Source organism: Streptomyces sp. NPDC020681 (assembly GCF_044334895.1).
In the GTDB taxonomy this organism is placed as follows: Bacteria; Actinomycetota; Actinomycetes; order Streptomycetales; family Streptomycetaceae; genus Streptomyces.
The window spans coordinates 426,667-442,925 of the sequence record NZ_JBIRTX010000006.1 but is presented as its reverse complement, the minus strand read 5'-3'; the positions used below and the strand labels follow the sequence as shown (position 1 = coordinate 442,925).

The following is a 16,259-nucleotide window of genomic DNA, read 5'->3' as shown; positions in this document are numbered from 1 at the left end:
TGCTGACCGGTCGTCACTCGACTCGTCACTCAACACGTCACTCGACCGCGAGCAGACCCTCCCGCAGCCGGGTCGTGATGCGCGTCAGCAGCCGCGACACATGCATCTGCGAGACGCCGAGCTCGGTGCCGATCTCCGACTGGGTCAGCTCCTCGCCGAACCGCATCCGCAGGATCCGCCTGTCCCGCTCGTCGAGTTCCTCGATGAGCGGCTTGAGCGCCTGGACGTTCTCGGCGATCTCCAGATCGGCGTCCGGCCCGCCGAGCCGGTCGGACAGCGGCGTCGACGCATGGTCGGACGAGTCCTCCACCGGCATGTCGATCGAACCGGCCGTATAGCCGTTGCTGGCGACCACGCCCTCGATGACCTCTTCCTCGTCGAGGCCGAGATGCCCCGCGAGTTCGGCCGTGCTCGGCGTGCGGTCCAGCTCCTGGGAGAGTTCGTCGGTCGCCTTCGCCAGATCGATCCGCAGCTCCTGAAGCCTGCGCGGCACATGGACGGCCCAGCTGGTGTCGCGGAAGAACCGCTTGATCTCGCCGACGATGTACGGGACGGCAAAGGTCGCGAACTCCACCTCGCGGCTGAGCTCGAACCGGTCGATCGCCTTGATCAGGCCGATGGTGCCGACCTGGACGATGTCCTCCATCTGTTCGGCCCGGTTGCGGAAGCGGCCCGCCGCGTACTTGACCAGGGCCAGGTTCAGCTCGATCAGCGTGTTCCGTACGTACTGGTGCTCATGCGTGCCCTCGTCCAGCGACGCCAGCCGTACGAAGAAGACCTTCGAGATCTCCCGGGCGTCTCTGGGGGCCACTTGGCCGGGGTCCGGCACCTCTGGAAGGTCCAGCTCCGCGATGTTCGGGCGCCGTGTTCCAGGCTGTGTGAGTTCGGCCATGACCGTGCTCGCCGTGGACACTTCGTCCTCCCCTGCTCGTGGTCAGTGCAGGGCGCGTCTACCCAGACTCGAACCACTCATGCCTGTGGAAGGGCGAGTTGACGTCAACGCGCCGCGTCCGGCCACGCGACGATCGCGGACCGGACGCGGCAACTCGTCACAGGCTCTAGTTCCAGCTGGCGTGCAGGGGCTTGCCCTCGGCGTAACCCGCGGCGCTCTGGACACCGACGATCGCCCGCTCGGCGAACTCTTCCAGCGATGCCGCGCCGGCGTACGTGCAGGAGGAGCGGACACCCGCGATGATCTCGTCGATCAGGTCCTCGACTCCCGGGCGGCCCGGGTCGAGGAACATCCGCGAGGTCGAAATGCCCTCCTCGAACAGCGCCTTGCGGGCCCGGTCGTACGCCGACTCCTCGCTCGTACGGTTGCGTACGGCGCGCGCGGACGCCATGCCGAACGACTCCTTGTACAGCCGCCCGTCGGCGGTCTGCTGAAGGTCGCCCGGCGACTCGTACGTGCCCGCGAACCAGGAGCCGATCATCACGTTCGACGCGCCGGCGGCGAGCGCCATGGCGACATCGCGCGGGTGCCGGACACCGCCGTCGGCCCAGACGTGCTTGCCGTACTTCTTGGCCTCGGCGGCGCACTCGAGGACGGCGGAGAACTGCGGCCGGCCCACGCCGGTCATCATGCGCGTGGTGCACATGGCGCCGGGGCCCACGCCGACCTTGATGATGTCCGCGCCGGCGTCGATCAGGTCCTTCACACCCTCGGCGGCGACGATGTTGCCCGCGACGATCGGCACCTGCGGGTCGAGTCCGCGGACCGCCTTGATCGCGGAGAGCATCGACTCCTGGTGGCCGTGCGCGGTGTCCACGACGAGCGTGTCGACGCCGGCGTCCAGGAGTTGCTTGGCCTTGCCCGCGACATCGCCGTTGATGCCGACGGCGGCGGCGATGCGCAGCCTGCCGTGCGCGTCGGTGGCCGGGGTGTAGAGCGTGGCGCGCAGGGCGCCCTTGCGGGTGAGGATGCCGGCGAGCCTGCCGTCACGGTCGACCGCCGGTGCGTACCTGCGGTTGGCGTGGTCGAGCTTGTTGAAGGCGTCGCGGGGGTCGATGTCCGCGTCGATCAGGAGCAGGTCCTTCGACATGACCTCGGACAGCTGGGTGAAGCGGTCGACCCCGGACAGGTCGGCGTCGGTGACGACACCGACCGGCCGCTGCTCGGCGTCGACGACCACACCGGCGTCGTGCGCCCGCTTCGGGAGCAGGGCGAGGGCGTCGGCGACGGTCTGGCTGGGGGCCAGCACGATCGGGGTGTCCAGCACGAGGTGGCGCGTCTTGACCCAGGAGATGACATCGGTGACGACGTCGATCGGAATGTCCTGGGGGATGACGACGAGACCGCCGCGGCGGGCGAGCGTCTCCGCCATGCGCCGGCCCGCGATGGCCGTCATGTTCGCCACGACGAGCGGGATGGTGGTGCCGCTGCCGTCCGGCGACGAGAGATCCACGGCCTGCCGCGACCCGACGGCGGAGCGGCTCGGCACCATGAAGACGTCGTCGTACGTCAGGTCGTACGGCGGCTTGATGTCATTGAGGAAACGCACGTGCAGAACATCCCAGTCGATCGGAGTTGGCCCCCGGGCATGTCAGCCGGGGAAATCGCACGTACTTCATTGTCCCATGCCGGTGGGAATGCACGCTCCGGGCGAAAACTCCAGCTCACGGACGCGTCGTCGAGCAGATCCTCCAAACGCGGCGACCCGTGCCGCCTGCGGCGCGGCCGGATCGGACCCGCCTCGGTCCGCCCGGCCCATGCCGGAAACAGCGGCCCCGATGCCGCCTGTCCGCAGGTCAGTCGTCCGGGTCCGCGCGGTCGAGCGCCGGGCGCTGGCCCGGAGGGGACGACAGCAGCTGGTCCGCCACCGCCGTGTCCGTGACCAGGCTGGTGACAAGGCCCGAGCGCAGTACCGCGCCGATCGCCGCCGCCTTGCGCTGGCCGCCCGCGATCGCCACCACCTCGGGGATCCGGCGCAGCCGGTCCGCCTCGACCGTGATGCACCGTTCGCCGAGGTCGCGGCCGACGCGGCGGCCGTCCGAGTCGAAGAGGTGGGCGGACATCTCCGCGGCGACGCCGAGCGAGGCGTAGTGCTCGCGCTCCTCGTCGGTGAGCATGTCGTGCACCGTCGAGATGCCCGGCTCCCAGGAGCCGATGGAGACGGCCGCGACAGTGACCTTGTCGAAGTACTCGAAGGCCCGGGCGATCCCGGTCTGGTTCCGCAGCGCCGCCGCCGTGGCCGCGTCCGGGAGCAGCATCGGCGCGTAGATCGGGTGGGCGTCACCGCCGGAGACCTGAGCCGCGCGGCGCACCGCCTCGACCGAGCCGCGCTCCGCCGTCCCGGCGTCGTACACGCCCGTGAGCTGCACGACCGTGCACGGCGGCAGCCGGTCGAGCGCCGCGGCCATGTGGATGGTGGACCGGCCCCACGCCAGGCCCAGTACATCGCCTTCGTTCACCAGCTCGCCGAGCAGGTCGGCGGCCACTTCGCCCAGGTTCTCCGGGTCGGGCGACTCCTCGAGCGCCTCGGCGGGAGATTCGACGACGACCGCGTGCCGCAGTCCGAAGTGGGCGCGGAGCGCGTCGGAGCGCTCGGCGTCCAGCTCTGCGGGAACGCGGATTTCGATCCGTACGAGATCACGTTCGAGGGCCGTCTCCAGGACCCGCGCGACCTTGAAGCGGCTTACGCCGAACTCCTCCGCGATCTGGATCTTGGATTTGCCCTCGAGATAGAAGCGGCGGGCCATGGCCGCCGCCTGCACCAGCTCAGCGGGTCCCATCCGCATGGCTGACCGGCCCGTCGACACGGCGATCTCCTCACTGCTGTACACACTCCGGAGCCGTAATCCTGTCAGATCCGGCGGTGTTGATCAGCCCTGATGGGCTGAGTTCACTTGCTTGTGGCTCAGTGGTCGCACGCCCAGGCCGCCGAGTCGATCGTCTGCGTCGCCTTGGCGCGCAGGGCGCGCACCGCCTGCGCCGGGTCCTGCGCCCCGTAGACCGCCGAGCCCGCGACGAACACGTCCGCGCCCGCTTCCGCGCACCGTTCGATCGTCGCGTCGGAGACACCTCCGTCCACCTGCAACCACAGCTCCAGGCCGTGCTTGGCGATCAGCTCCCGGGTGCGGCGGATCTTCGGCAGCATGATGTCGAGGAAGGCCTGGCCCCCGAAGCCGGGCTCCACGGTCATGATCAGCAGCATGTCCAGCTCGGGCAGCAGATCCTCGTACGGCTCGATCGGCGTGGCCGGCTTGAGCGCCATGGACGCGCGGGCGCCCTTGGCGCGGATCTCGCGCGCCAGCCGTACCGGCGCGGCCGCGGCCTCCACGTGGAAAGTGACGGATCCGGCCCCCGCTTCGACGTACTGCGGAGCCCATCGATCGGGGTCGTCGATCATCAGATGGCAGTCCAGCGGCGTGTCCGTCGCCCGGCTGAGAGATTCCACGACCGGCACGCCCAGGGTCAGATTGGGCACGAAGTGGTTGTCCATCACATCGACATGCAGCCAGTCGGCGCCCTCGACGGCCCTGGCCTCTTCCGCCAGGCGGGAGAAGTCGGCGGAGAGGATACTGGGGTTGATCTGTACGGCCATGGGCCAAGCCTGCCATGCTCCGGGGCCCTTCCCCTCCCAGGATGCGCTTCCGGTACGGACCAAGGGGGTCCGGGATCAGCACACACCGTGCAATCCTGGCGTTTCTGCCCACGGCCAAGGCCAATTGGGGGCGTCATGGTGGACGCGCACAAGGGACAAGAACGGCCTCCGGGCGGTGGAGCACCACCGCCCAGCGGTCGGGCACCCCGCAACGGTGTCGCCTGGCTTGTCTGCGGCCGCCGCAGCAAATGGGTCGTGGTGGTGCTGTGGCTGGCCGTGATGATGCTCGCCTTCCCCCTCGCGCAGAAACTCACCGACGCACAGGACAACGACGCCGCTTCCTGGCTGCCCGGCAGCGCCGAGTCCACTCAAGTCCTCCATGAGTCCGAGGAGTTCAGGCCCGAGGTCATCCCGGCCGTCGTCATCTACGCACGGGAGAGCGGCCTCACCACGGCCGACCGGGCGCAGATCGAGGACGATGTCGCCGCGCTCAAGCAGCTGAGCGACCACGGCATCCGCGGCGACGAGACCCGCGGTCCCGTGTTCGACCGGCCGGTCGATCCGCGGGCCGCCCAGGTCTTCGTACCGATCACCATGGACGAGAAGGGCTGGGAGCGGATCGCGCCGGCCGTCGACTCCATCCGCGCCGAGACCGGCACCGGCGGAGCGGGGCTCGCGGTGCACATCACGGGTCCGGGCGGCACTTCGGCCGACTTCTCCGAGGCCTTCGAGGGCATCGACTCAACGCTGCTGCTCGCGGCGCTCGGCGTGGTCATCGTGATGCTGCTGATCACCTACCGCAGTCCGACGCTGCTGCTGGTCCCGGTGATCGCGGTGGTCGTGGCGCTCGTGTCCGCGCAGGCGCTGATCTATCTGCTGGCGGAGCATGCCGATCTGACGGTCAACGGCCAGAGTGCGGGCATTCTGACGGTCCTCGTCTTCGGCGCGGGGACGGACTATGCCCTGTTGCTGGTCGCCCGCTACAGAGAGGAGCTGCGCCGCCACGAGGACCGGCACGAGGCCATGGCCCTGGCGCTGCACCGGGCGGGTCCCGCGGTGCTGGCCAGCGGCGCCACGGTGGTGCTCGGCATGCTGGTCCTGCTGTTCGCCGAGATGAACTCCACCAGCGGCCTCGGCCCGGTCGCCGCGATCGGCGTCACGGTCGCGCTGCTGGCCATGGTGACGCTCTTCCCGGCCATGCTGGTGATCTTCGGCCGCTGGATCTTCTGGCCCTCGATCCCGCACGAGGGCTCGGCAGAGCCGACCGAGAGCGGCTTCTGGGCCCGTACGGGACAGAGCATCTCCCGCCGTCCGCGGATGATCTGGGCGGGCACCGCACTCGCCCTGGCCGTCTGCGCGCTGGGCCTGATCCAGCTGCGCGCGGAGGGGATCAGGAACGCGGACTCGTTCACCGACAGACCGGACTCGATCGTCGGACAGACGGTCCAGGCGCAGTACTTCCCCGCGGGCAGCGGCGATCCGCTGGTCATCGTCAGCAACGTGGCCCAAGCCCGGCAGGTCGGCGAGGCCGTCGCGGCGACACCAGGTGTGGTGCCGCAGTCGCTCGGCCTGCCACCGGGGACCAAACCCGCGAACGACGGCCGGGTGCTGTTCGAGGCGACCATGACGAACGCCGCCGACAGCCAGGCCGCCAAGGACACGGTCGAGCGGGTACGGGACGCGGTGCACGCGGTCCCGGACGCCGACGCACAAGTGGGCGGCGGCACGGCCGCGCTGCTCGACATGGACAAAGCCACCACCCACGACAACCTGCTGATCATTCCGCTGGTGCTCGCGGTAGTGCTGCTCGTGCTCATCGTGCTGCTGCGGTCGCTGATCGCGCCGCTGCTGCTGATCGGGACGGTGGTGCTGTCCTTCGCCGCCGCGCTGGGCCTCAGTGCGCTCGCGTTCCGGTACATCTTCGACTACGCGGGAGAGTCGACCGACTTCCCGCTGTTCGTCTTTGTGTTCCTGGTGGCGCTCGGCATCGACTACAACATCTTCCTGTCCACCAGGATCCGCGAGGAGGCACGCCGCCAGGGCACGCGTGCGGGCGTGGTGACCGGCCTCGCGGCGACCGGCGCGGTGATCACCTCGGCGGGCCTGGTGCTGGCCGGCACGTTCGCGGCGCTCGGCACGCTGCCGATGGTCGCCTTCGCGGAAATCGGCTTCGCTGTGGCCCTGGGCGTCCTGCTGGACACCCTGATCGTCCGGTCCGTGCTGGTGACGTCGCTGTTCCTGGACGTGGGCCCGAAGGTGTGGTGGCCACACCGGCTGGCGCACGAGGAACCGACGCACAAGGAGCCGGAGCCGGTGCCGAGCGGGCGGCCGTCGTCCGACTGAACCGGTTGCTGTGGAAGGCGGCGGGTGAACGGTGGATCTGGAGAGCGTTGCGGACCAGCTGTACGGGCTCCCGCCGGGCGAGTTCATCGAGGCCCGCCGCTCGTACGTGGCCGAGGCCCGCAAGGCGAAGGACGGGGCGCTGGCTGCTCGGATCGGCAAACTGGGGCGGCCGACGCTGGCCGCCTGGGCGAGCAATCTGCTCGTACGCTCGGATCCCGATCAGGTCGCTGCGCTGCTCCGCCTCGGCGAGGGCCTGCGACAGGCCCACGAGCAGCTCGACGGCGAGCAACTGCGTGAACTCAGCCGTCGGCAGCACGCCGTCGTCGGTGCGCTCGTCCGGCAGGCCCGGCAACGTGCGGCCGAGGCGGGCCATCCCGTGACCGAGACCGTCCAGCGCGAGGTCGAGGCGACCCTGCACGCCGTGCTGGCCGACCCGCAGGCAGCGCAGGAATGGGCCGGAGGCCATCTCGTCAAGAGCCTGAGTCCGCCGGTCGGCTTCACCGCGGCCGCCGTGGCGGGCGCACCGGCGCGCGCCGCACCTCCGCCGGCGCCCGCGCCCGAACCGGTGACCCCCGTCGCAGACAAGCCGCGGGCAAGCGCCAAGGACAAGAGCCGCGAGGAGGCCCGGCGCCGGAAGCTCGCCGAAGCCCGTCGGGACGCCGAGGCCGCGGAGCAGCAGGCCCGGGAGCAGGAGGAAGAGCTCCAGGAGGCGGAGGCCCAGCGCGAACAGGCCGAGACCGTGCTCAAGGAGGCGCGGGAACGGGCGGCCGCCCTGGCCCGGGAGCTGTCTGCGGCACAAGAAGCCGAGCGCCGGACCCGCGGCGCTCTGGACGACGCCCGGCGCCAGGAAGCGGAGGCCGGCCGCCTGGCCCGCAAGGCCCGCCGCGACGCCCGGACCGCGCGCACCCGGGCCGATCGCCTGCAATCGGTGTGACGGAACGCGCCGTCATGGGCGTCGCCAGGTCAGTCTCGTGAGACGCGTCCCGGGCAGGGCCAGAGCCAGGGCCGGATCACGTCGACCGCCGTGTCCAGCAGTCGATCCGCCTCACGCCGTGCGCCGCAGCAGCGCCAGATACATCGCGTCCGTGCCGTGCAGATGCGGCCACAGCTGCACGTCCGGCCCGTCCCCCAGCGCCGGAATGCCCGGCATCAAAGGCCGCGCGTCCACCCACTCCGCCTCGGCCGGCGGGCCGCCGCGGCCCTTGAGCACGTCGTCGACGACGACCCGGGTCTCGGCGAGATGCGGCGAGCAGGTCGCGTAGCCCACCACTCCTCCGACCCGTACCGCCTTCAGCGCCTCGCGCAGCAGTCCGCGCTGCAGCGGCGCGAAGCCCTCCAGGTCCTCCGGACGGCGGCGCCAGCGCGCCTCGGGACGGCGGCGCAGTGCGCCGAGACCGGTGCACGGGACGTCGACCAGGACCCGGTCGAAGATGCCGGGCAGCCACGGCGGGCGGGTGCCGTCGGCGGCGATGACCTGGTACGGACCCGGGTTGCCCGCCAGCGAGCGCTCGACAAGACGGGCCCGGTGCGGCTGCTTCTCGGACGCGAGGAGCGACGCGCCGCGCTGTGCGGCGAGCGCGGCCAGCAGCGCGGCCTTGCCGCCGGGGCCCGCGCAGCCGTCGAGCCAGCGCGCGTCGGAGCCGTCGACGGGAGCGTTGGCCAGGGCGATCGCGACGAGCTGGCTGCCCTCGTCCTGGACTCCGGCCCGGCCCTCCCGTACGGCGTCGACCGCGCCGGGCTCGCCACCCTCGGCCAGCCGCACGGCATACGGCGACCAGCGGCCCGGCAGCCCGGACTCCTCGCCGATCGCCTCCAGCAGCTCATCGGCGGTGGAGCGTCCCGGACGGGCGACGAGGGTCACCTCGGGCCGTTCGTTGTCGGCCTCCAGCAGGTCCTCGATGCCTGCGCGCCCGCCGCCCAGCGAGTCCCAGAGCGCGGAGACGACCCAGCGCGGATGCGAGTGCACCACGGCGAGGTGATCCTCGGCATCCTCGTCGTAGGGCGGAGCGACCTGCTCCAGCCAGGCGTCGAGGTCGTGCTGCGAGATCTTGCGGAGCACCGCGTTGACGAACCTGGCCCGCCCGTCGCCCAGCACCACCCGCGCCAGCTCCACGCTCGCCGAGACCGCGGCATGCGTCGGGATACGCGTCCCGAGAAGCTGGTGCGCGCCGAGTGCGAGCACATCCAGGACCGGCGGGTCGACCTCGCGCAGCGGCCGGTCGATGCACGCCGTGATGATCGCGTCGTACGTGCCCTGGCGGCGCAGCGTGCCGTAGACCAGTTCGGTCGCGAGCGCCGCGTCACGCGCGTCGAAGTCCTCGCCCTCGCGGGCCTTCTTCAGCAGCGGCGGCAGAACGAGGTTCGCGTACGCGTCCCTCTCGTCGACGGCCCGCAGCACCTCGAAGGCCAGGATCCGCACGGGGTCCTTCTTCGGGCGCCGGTACGGCTTGTGGGGACGGCGACGTGCCTGCTCGCTCAAAAGGTGCTCCGCTTATCGAAAGGTCGTGCAAGGGCTACGAGGAGGTCGTACGAGTGCGTCGTACGGCCTCTTCAGCCTACGTCCGCGCCGCCCAGACGCTCTCCCGGGGCGATCCGCACACCCCGCGCCCAGTCGGCCGCGCGCATCGGCTTCTTGCCCTGCGGCTGGACCCACAGCAGCTCGACGGCGTGCGATCCGGTGCCGACGTACACATTGTTCTTGCCGGCGGCCAGCTCGCCGGGCCCGAGATCCGTACGGTCCGGGACCAGAGCAACGGAGACCAGTTTGAGCCGCTCGCCGCGGAACTCCGTCCACGCACCGGGGGCCGGGGTGCAGCCGCGTACGACACGGTCGACGCGCAGCGCCGGGGCGCGCCAGTCCACCCGGGCGTCCTCGACGGTGATCTTCGGCGCCATGGACACACCGTCGGCAGCCTGCGGCACGGCCCCGAGGGTGCCGTCCTCGATGCCGTCCATCGTCGCGGCGAGCAGACCGGCGCCGGCGAACGCGAGCCGGGTGAGCAGATCGCCGCTGGTGTCGGTGGGCCGGATCAGCTCGGTGATCACGCCGTACACCGGGCCCGAGTCGAGGCCCTCCTCGATCAGGAAGGTGGCCGCGCCCGTCACTTCGTCGCCGGCGAGGATCGCGTGCTGCACAGGCGCGGCACCGCGCCAGGCGGGCAGCAGCGAGAAGTGCAGATTGACCCAGCCGCGGGCGGGCACGTCGAGAGCGACCTTGGGCAGCAGCGCGCCGTACGCCACGACCGGGCAGCAATCCGGCCCGATCTCCCGCAGCCGCGCCAGGAAGTCCTCGTCGCGCGGCTTGACCGGCTTGAGCACCTCGATCCCGGCCTCCTCGGCACGCTGGGCCACCGGGCTTGCCACCAGCCGCCGACCACGGCCGGCCGGCGCGTCGGGCCGGGTGACGACCGCGGCCACCTCGTGCCGGTCGGAGGCGATCAGTGCGTCCAGGGCGGGTACGGCGACCTCGGGGGTGCCTGCGAAGACGAGCTTCATCGGTGACTGACTGCCTCTCAGGGCGGTGTTGGCGAACAGCGCACCAGTCTATGGGCCCAGGCGTCAGGGGGCGTGCGGGAGACCGTGCGCCCCGCGTATATGCGCATACGCCCCCGCAGCGTGACCACATCGCCGGGTAGAGCGTTGGTCAAGAGAGATTGACCGAAGCGGGCCGCCCCGGAAGCGGCCCGACCCCTTTTCAACGCCGGTTCGAGAGGCTTGTCAATGGCCGACCACGCAACCCACGACGCCCAAGCCCGGGCAAGTCTGCACCTGTTGGTGCGGGACATCGAGCGGGTCCGCCGGCAGGTGGACGCACTGCGCACGCTCACCGCGCAGCTGGGCAATGTCTACCGCCCGCGCCGCTCCGGCCCGTCCACGGGCTTCGTCGTCTACGGCAGGGCTCCGGCCCCGACCGTCCGCCTCGCGCAGGAGCTGAGGGACAGCGTCGAGACGCTGGTGACGGCCGCGGTGGACTTCGACCGATCACTGGGCTTCTCGTGGGACGCGGTGGGCTCGGCGCTCGGCGTCACCAAGCAGGCGGTGCACCGCCGTTACGGCGCGCGGCGGGCCTCCCAGCAGGCGGGTCCGGCGGATGTGGACCACGCCGGGGACGCCGGGGCGACGCGCACACTGCCGGGACCGGGACTTCCCGCCGTCCCCGCCGCACGCACGATGCCGCCGCAGCCGATGGCCGGCAGCCATCCCCTCCGCGAGGAGGCCCGCCCGAGCGCCTTCCCCGGCCCGCGCAACGGCTGACCTTCCGCCCGGCTGCCCCTGTCCGCGAGGGCGGGGGCAGCTTCTTGCCGCAGGGCAGGTGCGAGTGCGGGTGCGGTCAGTGCGGCCCAGCACCCGGGCCGGCCGGGCGGGGCACGTCGAACCGCGCCGCCGGGGCCGGTGAGGTGCCTCGGCCGACCGGAGCTGCGCGCCGAGTCAGCCGATGTCCGGCGGGTCGATTCTGATCCGTACCGGCTCGCCGCCCCCGCGCGCCATCCGGGCCGCCTGAGCCGTCTTCAGCGCGGCCGCCAGCGCAGAACCACTGCCCGGCGGCACCCGCAGCAGCGTCCGGTGCCAGCTCTCCCCCACCGGCGGATCGCCGGGCCTGCGCGGTCTGCCGGGGTCGGAGACCGGCAGCGGGACCGGGCCCAACACCTCCACGTCACTGGGCAGTTCGGCGGTGGCCACGAACCCGGCCACCGCGTCCGCCCGGCCCGCGACCGACGCCATCCGGGACACCGGCGGAAAGCCCAGCTCGGCCCGCTCAGCCAGTTCGCGCTGCGCATGGCCGACCGGGTCCCACCGCACCAGCGCCTGGACCGGCCGCAGGGTCGGTTCGGCGACGATCACCACCGTGCCGCCCTCGCTCTGCCCGCGCACCAGCGAGGCCGCGTCCATCCAGCGTCGTAGCGCGTCCTCACCGGCCCGCAGGTCCGGTCGCGTGAGCATGGCCCAGCCGTCGAGCAGCAGAGCCGCCGCATAGCCGCCGCCGTCGGCGACCGGCTCGGCGCCCGGCGTGCTGACCACCAGTGCGGGCCTGTCCGGCACGGTGTCGAGCACATGGTCCCGGCCCGAGGTCCGCACCGGCACCGCGGGAAAGGCGCGGCCCAGCTCCTCCGCCGTACGCCGCGCGCCGACGACGCGGGCCCGCAGCCGCGTACTGCCGCACGCGACGCAGTGCCAGTCCGCCGCTCCGCGCCCGCACCAGCGGCACGTCAGCTCGTGCTCGTCCGGCGCTTCCAGCGGTCCCGCGCAGTGCCGGCAGCGTGCGGGCGTACGGCAGCGTTCACAGGCGAGCCTCGGCACATAGCCGCGCCTCGGCACCTGGACCAGCACCGGTCCGCTTTTCAGCCCGTCCCGTACGACCTGCCAGGCGACGCTCGGCAGCCGTGCGGCCCGCGCGGCCTCGTCGCGCGCGAGGTCCTCGTCGCCGACCGTACGGACCAGGGGCGCGGCACTGCGCACCCGCTCGCGGTCGGCGATGAGGGGCAGTGCCCAGCCGCTCGCGACCAGCTGAGCGGCCTCGACCGTGCAGCTCGTGCTGCCGAGCAGGAAGCCGCACTTGTCGTGCGTGGCGCGCAGTTCAAGCACCTCGCGGACATGCGGGAACGGCGCGTTCTCGTCGCTGTGGCTGGAGTCGCCGTCGTCCCAGACGGCGACCAGGCCGAGGTCCTGCACGGGAGCGAACATCGCGGCCCTGGTCCCGACGACGGCCCGCACCGACCCGCGGCGCACGGCGAGCCACTGCCGGTACCGCTTCTCGGGCCCGGAATCGGCGGTCAGCAGGGCGTGACGACCCGCACCGAGCAAGGCGGTGAGCGCCGCGTCCACCCGCGCCGCCCGGCGTCCGTCGGGCACGACGACCAGGGCACCCCGTCCGGAGGCCAGCGTGGCGGCGACGGCCCGCGCGAGCTCTTCGGGCCACGTGGGCCCGGGCAGCGCGGTCCACACGGCCCGTGGCGCGCCGCCGCCCGCGAGCGCGTCCAGGAACGCCGCCCCGCGTCCGTACCGCTCCCAGCTCCCGGCCTCGGGCGCGGCGGGCGGCGGCAGCGGCTCGGGCGACGGTTTCGCCTCGGCCCGTCCGTTCCTCGGCGGCACGGCCAGCTGGAGGACATCCGCCAGGCTGCCCGCGTACCGATCGGCGACCGCACGCGCGAGGGCCAGCATCTCCGGGCTGAGCACCGGCTCGGGCGAGACGACGGAGGCGAGCGCGGCCAGCGCCCCTCCGTAGTCGGTGTCGGCCCGCCGCTCGACGAGAAACCCGTCGATCAGCCCGCCGCCCTCGCGCCGTCCTTCCCGCACCCGATGCGCCCCGGCCCCGAACCGCACCCGCACCCGCACTCCGGGCTGCGCGTCCGCGTCGAGCTCCTCGGGCACGGCGTAGTCGAAGTACTGATCAAGATGGAGCACGCCCTTGTTGACCAACACCCTGGCCACGGGCAGCTCCTTTGCCAGGGCGGCCCCGCGCCATGTCCGCGGCTTCGCCTTGGGGACCTTGGCCTTGCGCACGGTCTCCCGGATGAGCGCAAGCTGCTCGGGCCCACTGGCTGCGGGCTCTTCGGGCTGCTTGTCGTCGCTGCTCACAGCCAAATTCCTACCAGACGCCACCGACAGCACCACCGGCCGATCCGCGGCCCGCAACGCGACGAGGCCCGGCACCCCCTCAGGGATGCCGGGCCTCGTCGTGCAGCCGATGTCAGATCATGCGCGTTCCGCTTACAGGCCCACCGCCGCGCGCAGCGCGTCCACGCGGTCCGTGCGCTCCCACGTGAAGTCCGCCAGCTCGCGGCCGAAGTGGCCGTACGCCGCGGTCTGCGCGTAGATCGGGCGCAGCAGGTCGAGGTCGCGGATGATCGCGGCCGGGCGGAGGTCGAAGACCGCCGAGATGGCCTGCTCGATCTTGTCGACGTCGACCGTCGCCGTGCCGAAGGTCTCGACGAAGAGACCGACCGGCTCGGCCTTGCCGATCGCGTACGCGACCTGGACCTCGCAGCGCGCGGCGAGACCCGCGGCCACGACGTTCTTGGCGACCCAGCGCATCGCGTACGCGGCAGAACGGTCCACCTTGGACGGGTCCTTGCCGGAGAACGCGCCACCGCCGTGGCGCGCCATGCCGCCGTACGTGTCGATGATGATCTTGCGACCGGTGAGGCCGGCGTCGCCCATCGGGCCGCCGATCTCGAAGCGGCCGGTCGGGTTCACCAGCAGCCGGTAGCCCTCGGTGTCCAGCTTGATGCCGTCGTCGACGAGTTGCTTGAGCACGTGCTCGACGACGAACTCGCGGATGTCGGGCGCGAGCAGCGAGTCCAGGTCGATGTCCGACGCGTGCTGCGAGGAGACGACCACGGTGTCCAGGCGGACCGCCTTGTCGCCGTCGTACTCGATGGTGACCTGGGTCTTGCCGTCGGGCCGCAGGTACGGGATGGTCCCGTTCTTGCGGACCTCGGAGAGGCGTCGGGAGAGCCGGTGCGCCAGGTGGATCGGCAGCGGCATCAGCTCGGGCGTCTCGTCGCAGGCGTAGCCGAACATCAGGCCCTGGTCGCCCGCGCCCTGCTTGTCGAGCTCGTCCTCATCGCCCTCGACCCGCTTCTCGTACGCGGTGTCGACGCCCTGCGCGATGTCCGGCGACTGCGCGCCGATGGAGACCGAGACGCCGCAGGACGCGCCGTCGAAGCCCTTCTTCGAGGAGTCGTAGCCGATCTCGAGGATCTTGTCGCGCACCAGCTGTGCGATGGGCGCGTACGCCTTGGTGGTCACCTCGCCGGCGACGTGCACCAGACCGGTGGTGATCAGGGTTTCCACGGCGACCCGGGACGTCGGGTCCTCCCGCAGAAGGGCATCGAGAATGGTGTCGCTGATCTGGTCAGCGATCTTGTCGGGGTGACCCTCGGTCACGGACTCCGAGGTGAAGAGACGGCGGGACACATCGCTCCCTGGGGTTGCAGCGGCTGCTGGCTGATCATTGATGGACCGGCAGGGGGCTGCGCCCCGCGACGTTCCATGACCAGTTTATCCGTCGCACTCTCCCACCAGTCCAGCCGTCTCGCTCCGTGGGAGCGCGATCACAGCCCTGTCACCTGCGGCCGAACGGTGTAAGGGACGACCGTAGGGCCCGTTTCAGGGGCGGTACGTCGACTTTGTGTCATTTCTCCCATCTATCTGGGTGAAACCAAGAATTCATCCAAGCCTTGGGACGACGAGATCCCAGACCGTGTCCGCGAGCGACTCCTTCGGCCCGTACGGCACCGGGGTCTCACCGCCGTCCGCGGCCAGTACGACGGCCTCGTTCTCCTCCGAGCCGAAGGTCTTGCGCTCGCCGACCTCGTTGACCACCAGCAGATCGCAGCCCTTGCGGCGCAGCTTGTCGCGGCCGTTGGCGAGCACATCGTCCGTCTCGGCGGCGAAGCCGACGATCACCTGGTCGGCGCGCGCCCGGTCGGCCGAGATCTCGGCGAGGATGTCCGGGTTGCGGACCAGCGCGACCGGCGCGGGCTCCTGGCCGTCCCGCTTCTTGATCTTGCCGGTGGCGTACACGGCGGGGCGGAAGTCCGCGACCGCGGCAGCCATCACCACCACGTCGGCGTCGGCCGCCGCCTTGAGCACGGCCTCGCGCAGCTGGACCGCGGTGCCGACATGGACGACGTCGACACCCGCCGGGTCGGCGAATCCGGTGTTGGCCTCGATGAGCGTGACCCGGGCGCCGCGGGCGGCAGCCGTACGGGCCAGTGCGTACCCCTGCTTGCCGGAGGAGCGGTTGCCGAGATACCGGACGGGGTCGAGCGGTTCGCGCGTGCCGCCCGCGCTGATGACAACACGGCGACCGGCCAGGTCGGGCGCGGCGACGCCCCGGGCGAGCACCCGGCGGCAGATCTCGAAGATCTCCTCCGGCTCGGGCAGCCGGCCCTTGCCGGTGTCGACGCCGGTGAGGCGGCCGACCGCGGGCTCGATGACCACGGCCCCGCGGCGGCGCAGGGTCGCCACATTCTCCTGGGTGGCCGGGTGCTCCCACATCTCGGTGTGCATCGCCGGCGCGAAGACCACCGGACAGCGGGCGGTGAGCAGGGTGTTGGTGAGGAGGTCGTCGGCGAGGCCGTGGGCGGCCTTGGCGAGCATGTCGGCGGTGGCGGGCGCGACGACGACAAGATCGGCGCCCTGACCGATCCGGACGTGCGGCACCTCGTGGACGTCGGACCAGACCTCGGTCGACACGGGATGGCCGGAGAGCGCCGACCAGGTCGCGGCGCCGACGAAGTGCAGCGCTGATCCGGTCGGCACGACACGTACGTCATGGCCCGATTCCGTCAGCCTGCGCAGCAGCTCGCACGCCTTGTACGCGGCGATGCCTCCACTGACCCCCAGAACGACCTTCGGCTTGTCCAC

12 protein-coding genes are annotated in these 16,259 nt (G+C 71.7%); 3 read left to right on the top strand and 9 right to left on the bottom strand.

Annotated elements, in window-relative coordinates; genetic code table 11:
* Window positions 1-37: 37 nt before the first annotated feature.
* The 4 genes from ACH4YL_RS17925 to rpe form a co-directional block, all read right to left on the bottom strand.
* Entirely contained in the window at window positions 38-892 is an 855-nt protein-coding gene (locus ACH4YL_RS17925; protein WP_398508383.1) for an RNA polymerase sigma factor SigF, read from the bottom strand.
* Window positions 893-1,058: 166 nt separating this feature from the next.
* Entirely contained in the window at window positions 1,059-2,501 is a 1,443-nt protein-coding gene (locus tag ACH4YL_RS17920) for a GuaB1 family IMP dehydrogenase-related protein (RefSeq protein ID WP_398508276.1), read from the bottom strand.
* A 247-nt stretch (window positions 2,502-2,748) separates the two neighbouring features.
* Entirely contained in the window at window positions 2,749-3,783 is a 1,035-nt protein-coding gene (locus ACH4YL_RS17915) for a sugar-binding transcriptional regulator (RefSeq protein WP_398508275.1), read from the bottom strand.
* 74 nt (window positions 3,784-3,857) lie between these two features.
* Window positions 3,858-4,544: a ribulose-phosphate 3-epimerase gene (rpe, locus tag ACH4YL_RS17910; RefSeq protein WP_398508274.1), complete on the bottom strand. Its 687-nt coding sequence runs from the start codon at window positions 4,542-4,544 to the stop codon at window positions 3,858-3,860.
* A gap of 255 nt (window positions 4,545-4,799) precedes the next feature.
* Here rpe and ACH4YL_RS17905 point away from each other — a divergent pair, with 255 nt between their 5' ends.
* Together ACH4YL_RS17905 and ACH4YL_RS17900 are read left to right on the top strand one after the other, a co-directional pair.
* On the top strand, window positions 4,800-6,887 hold the full coding sequence (locus tag ACH4YL_RS17905; protein ID WP_398508273.1) for an MMPL family transporter: 2,088 nt from the start codon (window positions 4,800-4,802) through the stop codon (window positions 6,885-6,887).
* 31 nt (window positions 6,888-6,918) lie between these two features.
* On the top strand, window positions 6,919-7,821 hold the full coding sequence (locus tag ACH4YL_RS17900) for a hypothetical protein (protein ID WP_398508272.1): 903 nt from the start codon (window positions 6,919-6,921) through the stop codon (window positions 7,819-7,821).
* Window positions 7,822-7,932: 111 nt separating this feature from the next.
* Here ACH4YL_RS17900 and ACH4YL_RS17895 read toward each other — a convergent pair whose 3' ends face one another.
* Complete coding sequence (locus ACH4YL_RS17895) at window positions 7,933-9,366, bottom strand: RsmB/NOP family class I SAM-dependent RNA methyltransferase (protein ID WP_398508271.1); 1,434 nt, start codon at window positions 9,364-9,366, stop codon at window positions 7,933-7,935.
* Between the two features lie 71 nt (window positions 9,367-9,437).
* On the bottom strand, window positions 9,438-10,382 hold the full coding sequence (gene fmt / locus ACH4YL_RS17890; protein WP_398508270.1) for a methionyl-tRNA formyltransferase: 945 nt from the start codon (window positions 10,380-10,382) through the stop codon (window positions 9,438-9,440).
* 225 nt (window positions 10,383-10,607) lie between these two features.
* On the opposite strand from fmt, the gene ACH4YL_RS17885 reads away from it, so the two are divergent.
* A complete protein-coding gene (locus tag ACH4YL_RS17885) occupies window positions 10,608-11,141 on the top strand; it encodes a hypothetical protein (RefSeq protein ID WP_398508269.1) in 534 nt (177 codons plus the stop codon).
* Window positions 11,142-11,315: 174 nt separating this feature from the next.
* Here the strand turns inward: ACH4YL_RS17885 and ACH4YL_RS17880 are convergent, their stop codons facing one another.
* The 3 genes from ACH4YL_RS17880 to coaBC all read right to left on the bottom strand — a co-directional run bounded on the left by ACH4YL_RS17880 (window position 11,316) and on the right by coaBC (window position 16,259).
* The gene (locus ACH4YL_RS17880) at window positions 11,316-13,463 is read right to left on the bottom strand and encodes a primosomal protein N' (RefSeq protein ID WP_398508268.1); all 2,148 of its coding nucleotides are present in this window, start codon (window positions 13,461-13,463) and stop codon (window positions 11,316-11,318) included.
* Window positions 13,464-13,595: 132 nt separating this feature from the next.
* The gene (metK, locus tag ACH4YL_RS17875; RefSeq protein ID WP_398508267.1) at window positions 13,596-14,804 is read right to left on the bottom strand and encodes a methionine adenosyltransferase; all 1,209 of its coding nucleotides are present in this window, start codon (window positions 14,802-14,804) and stop codon (window positions 13,596-13,598) included.
* A gap of 252 nt (window positions 14,805-15,056) precedes the next feature.
* Window positions 15,057-16,259, bottom strand: a complete 1,203-nt coding sequence (gene coaBC / locus ACH4YL_RS17870; RefSeq protein ID WP_398508266.1) for a bifunctional phosphopantothenoylcysteine decarboxylase/phosphopantothenate--cysteine ligase CoaBC — start codon at window positions 16,257-16,259, stop codon at window positions 15,057-15,059.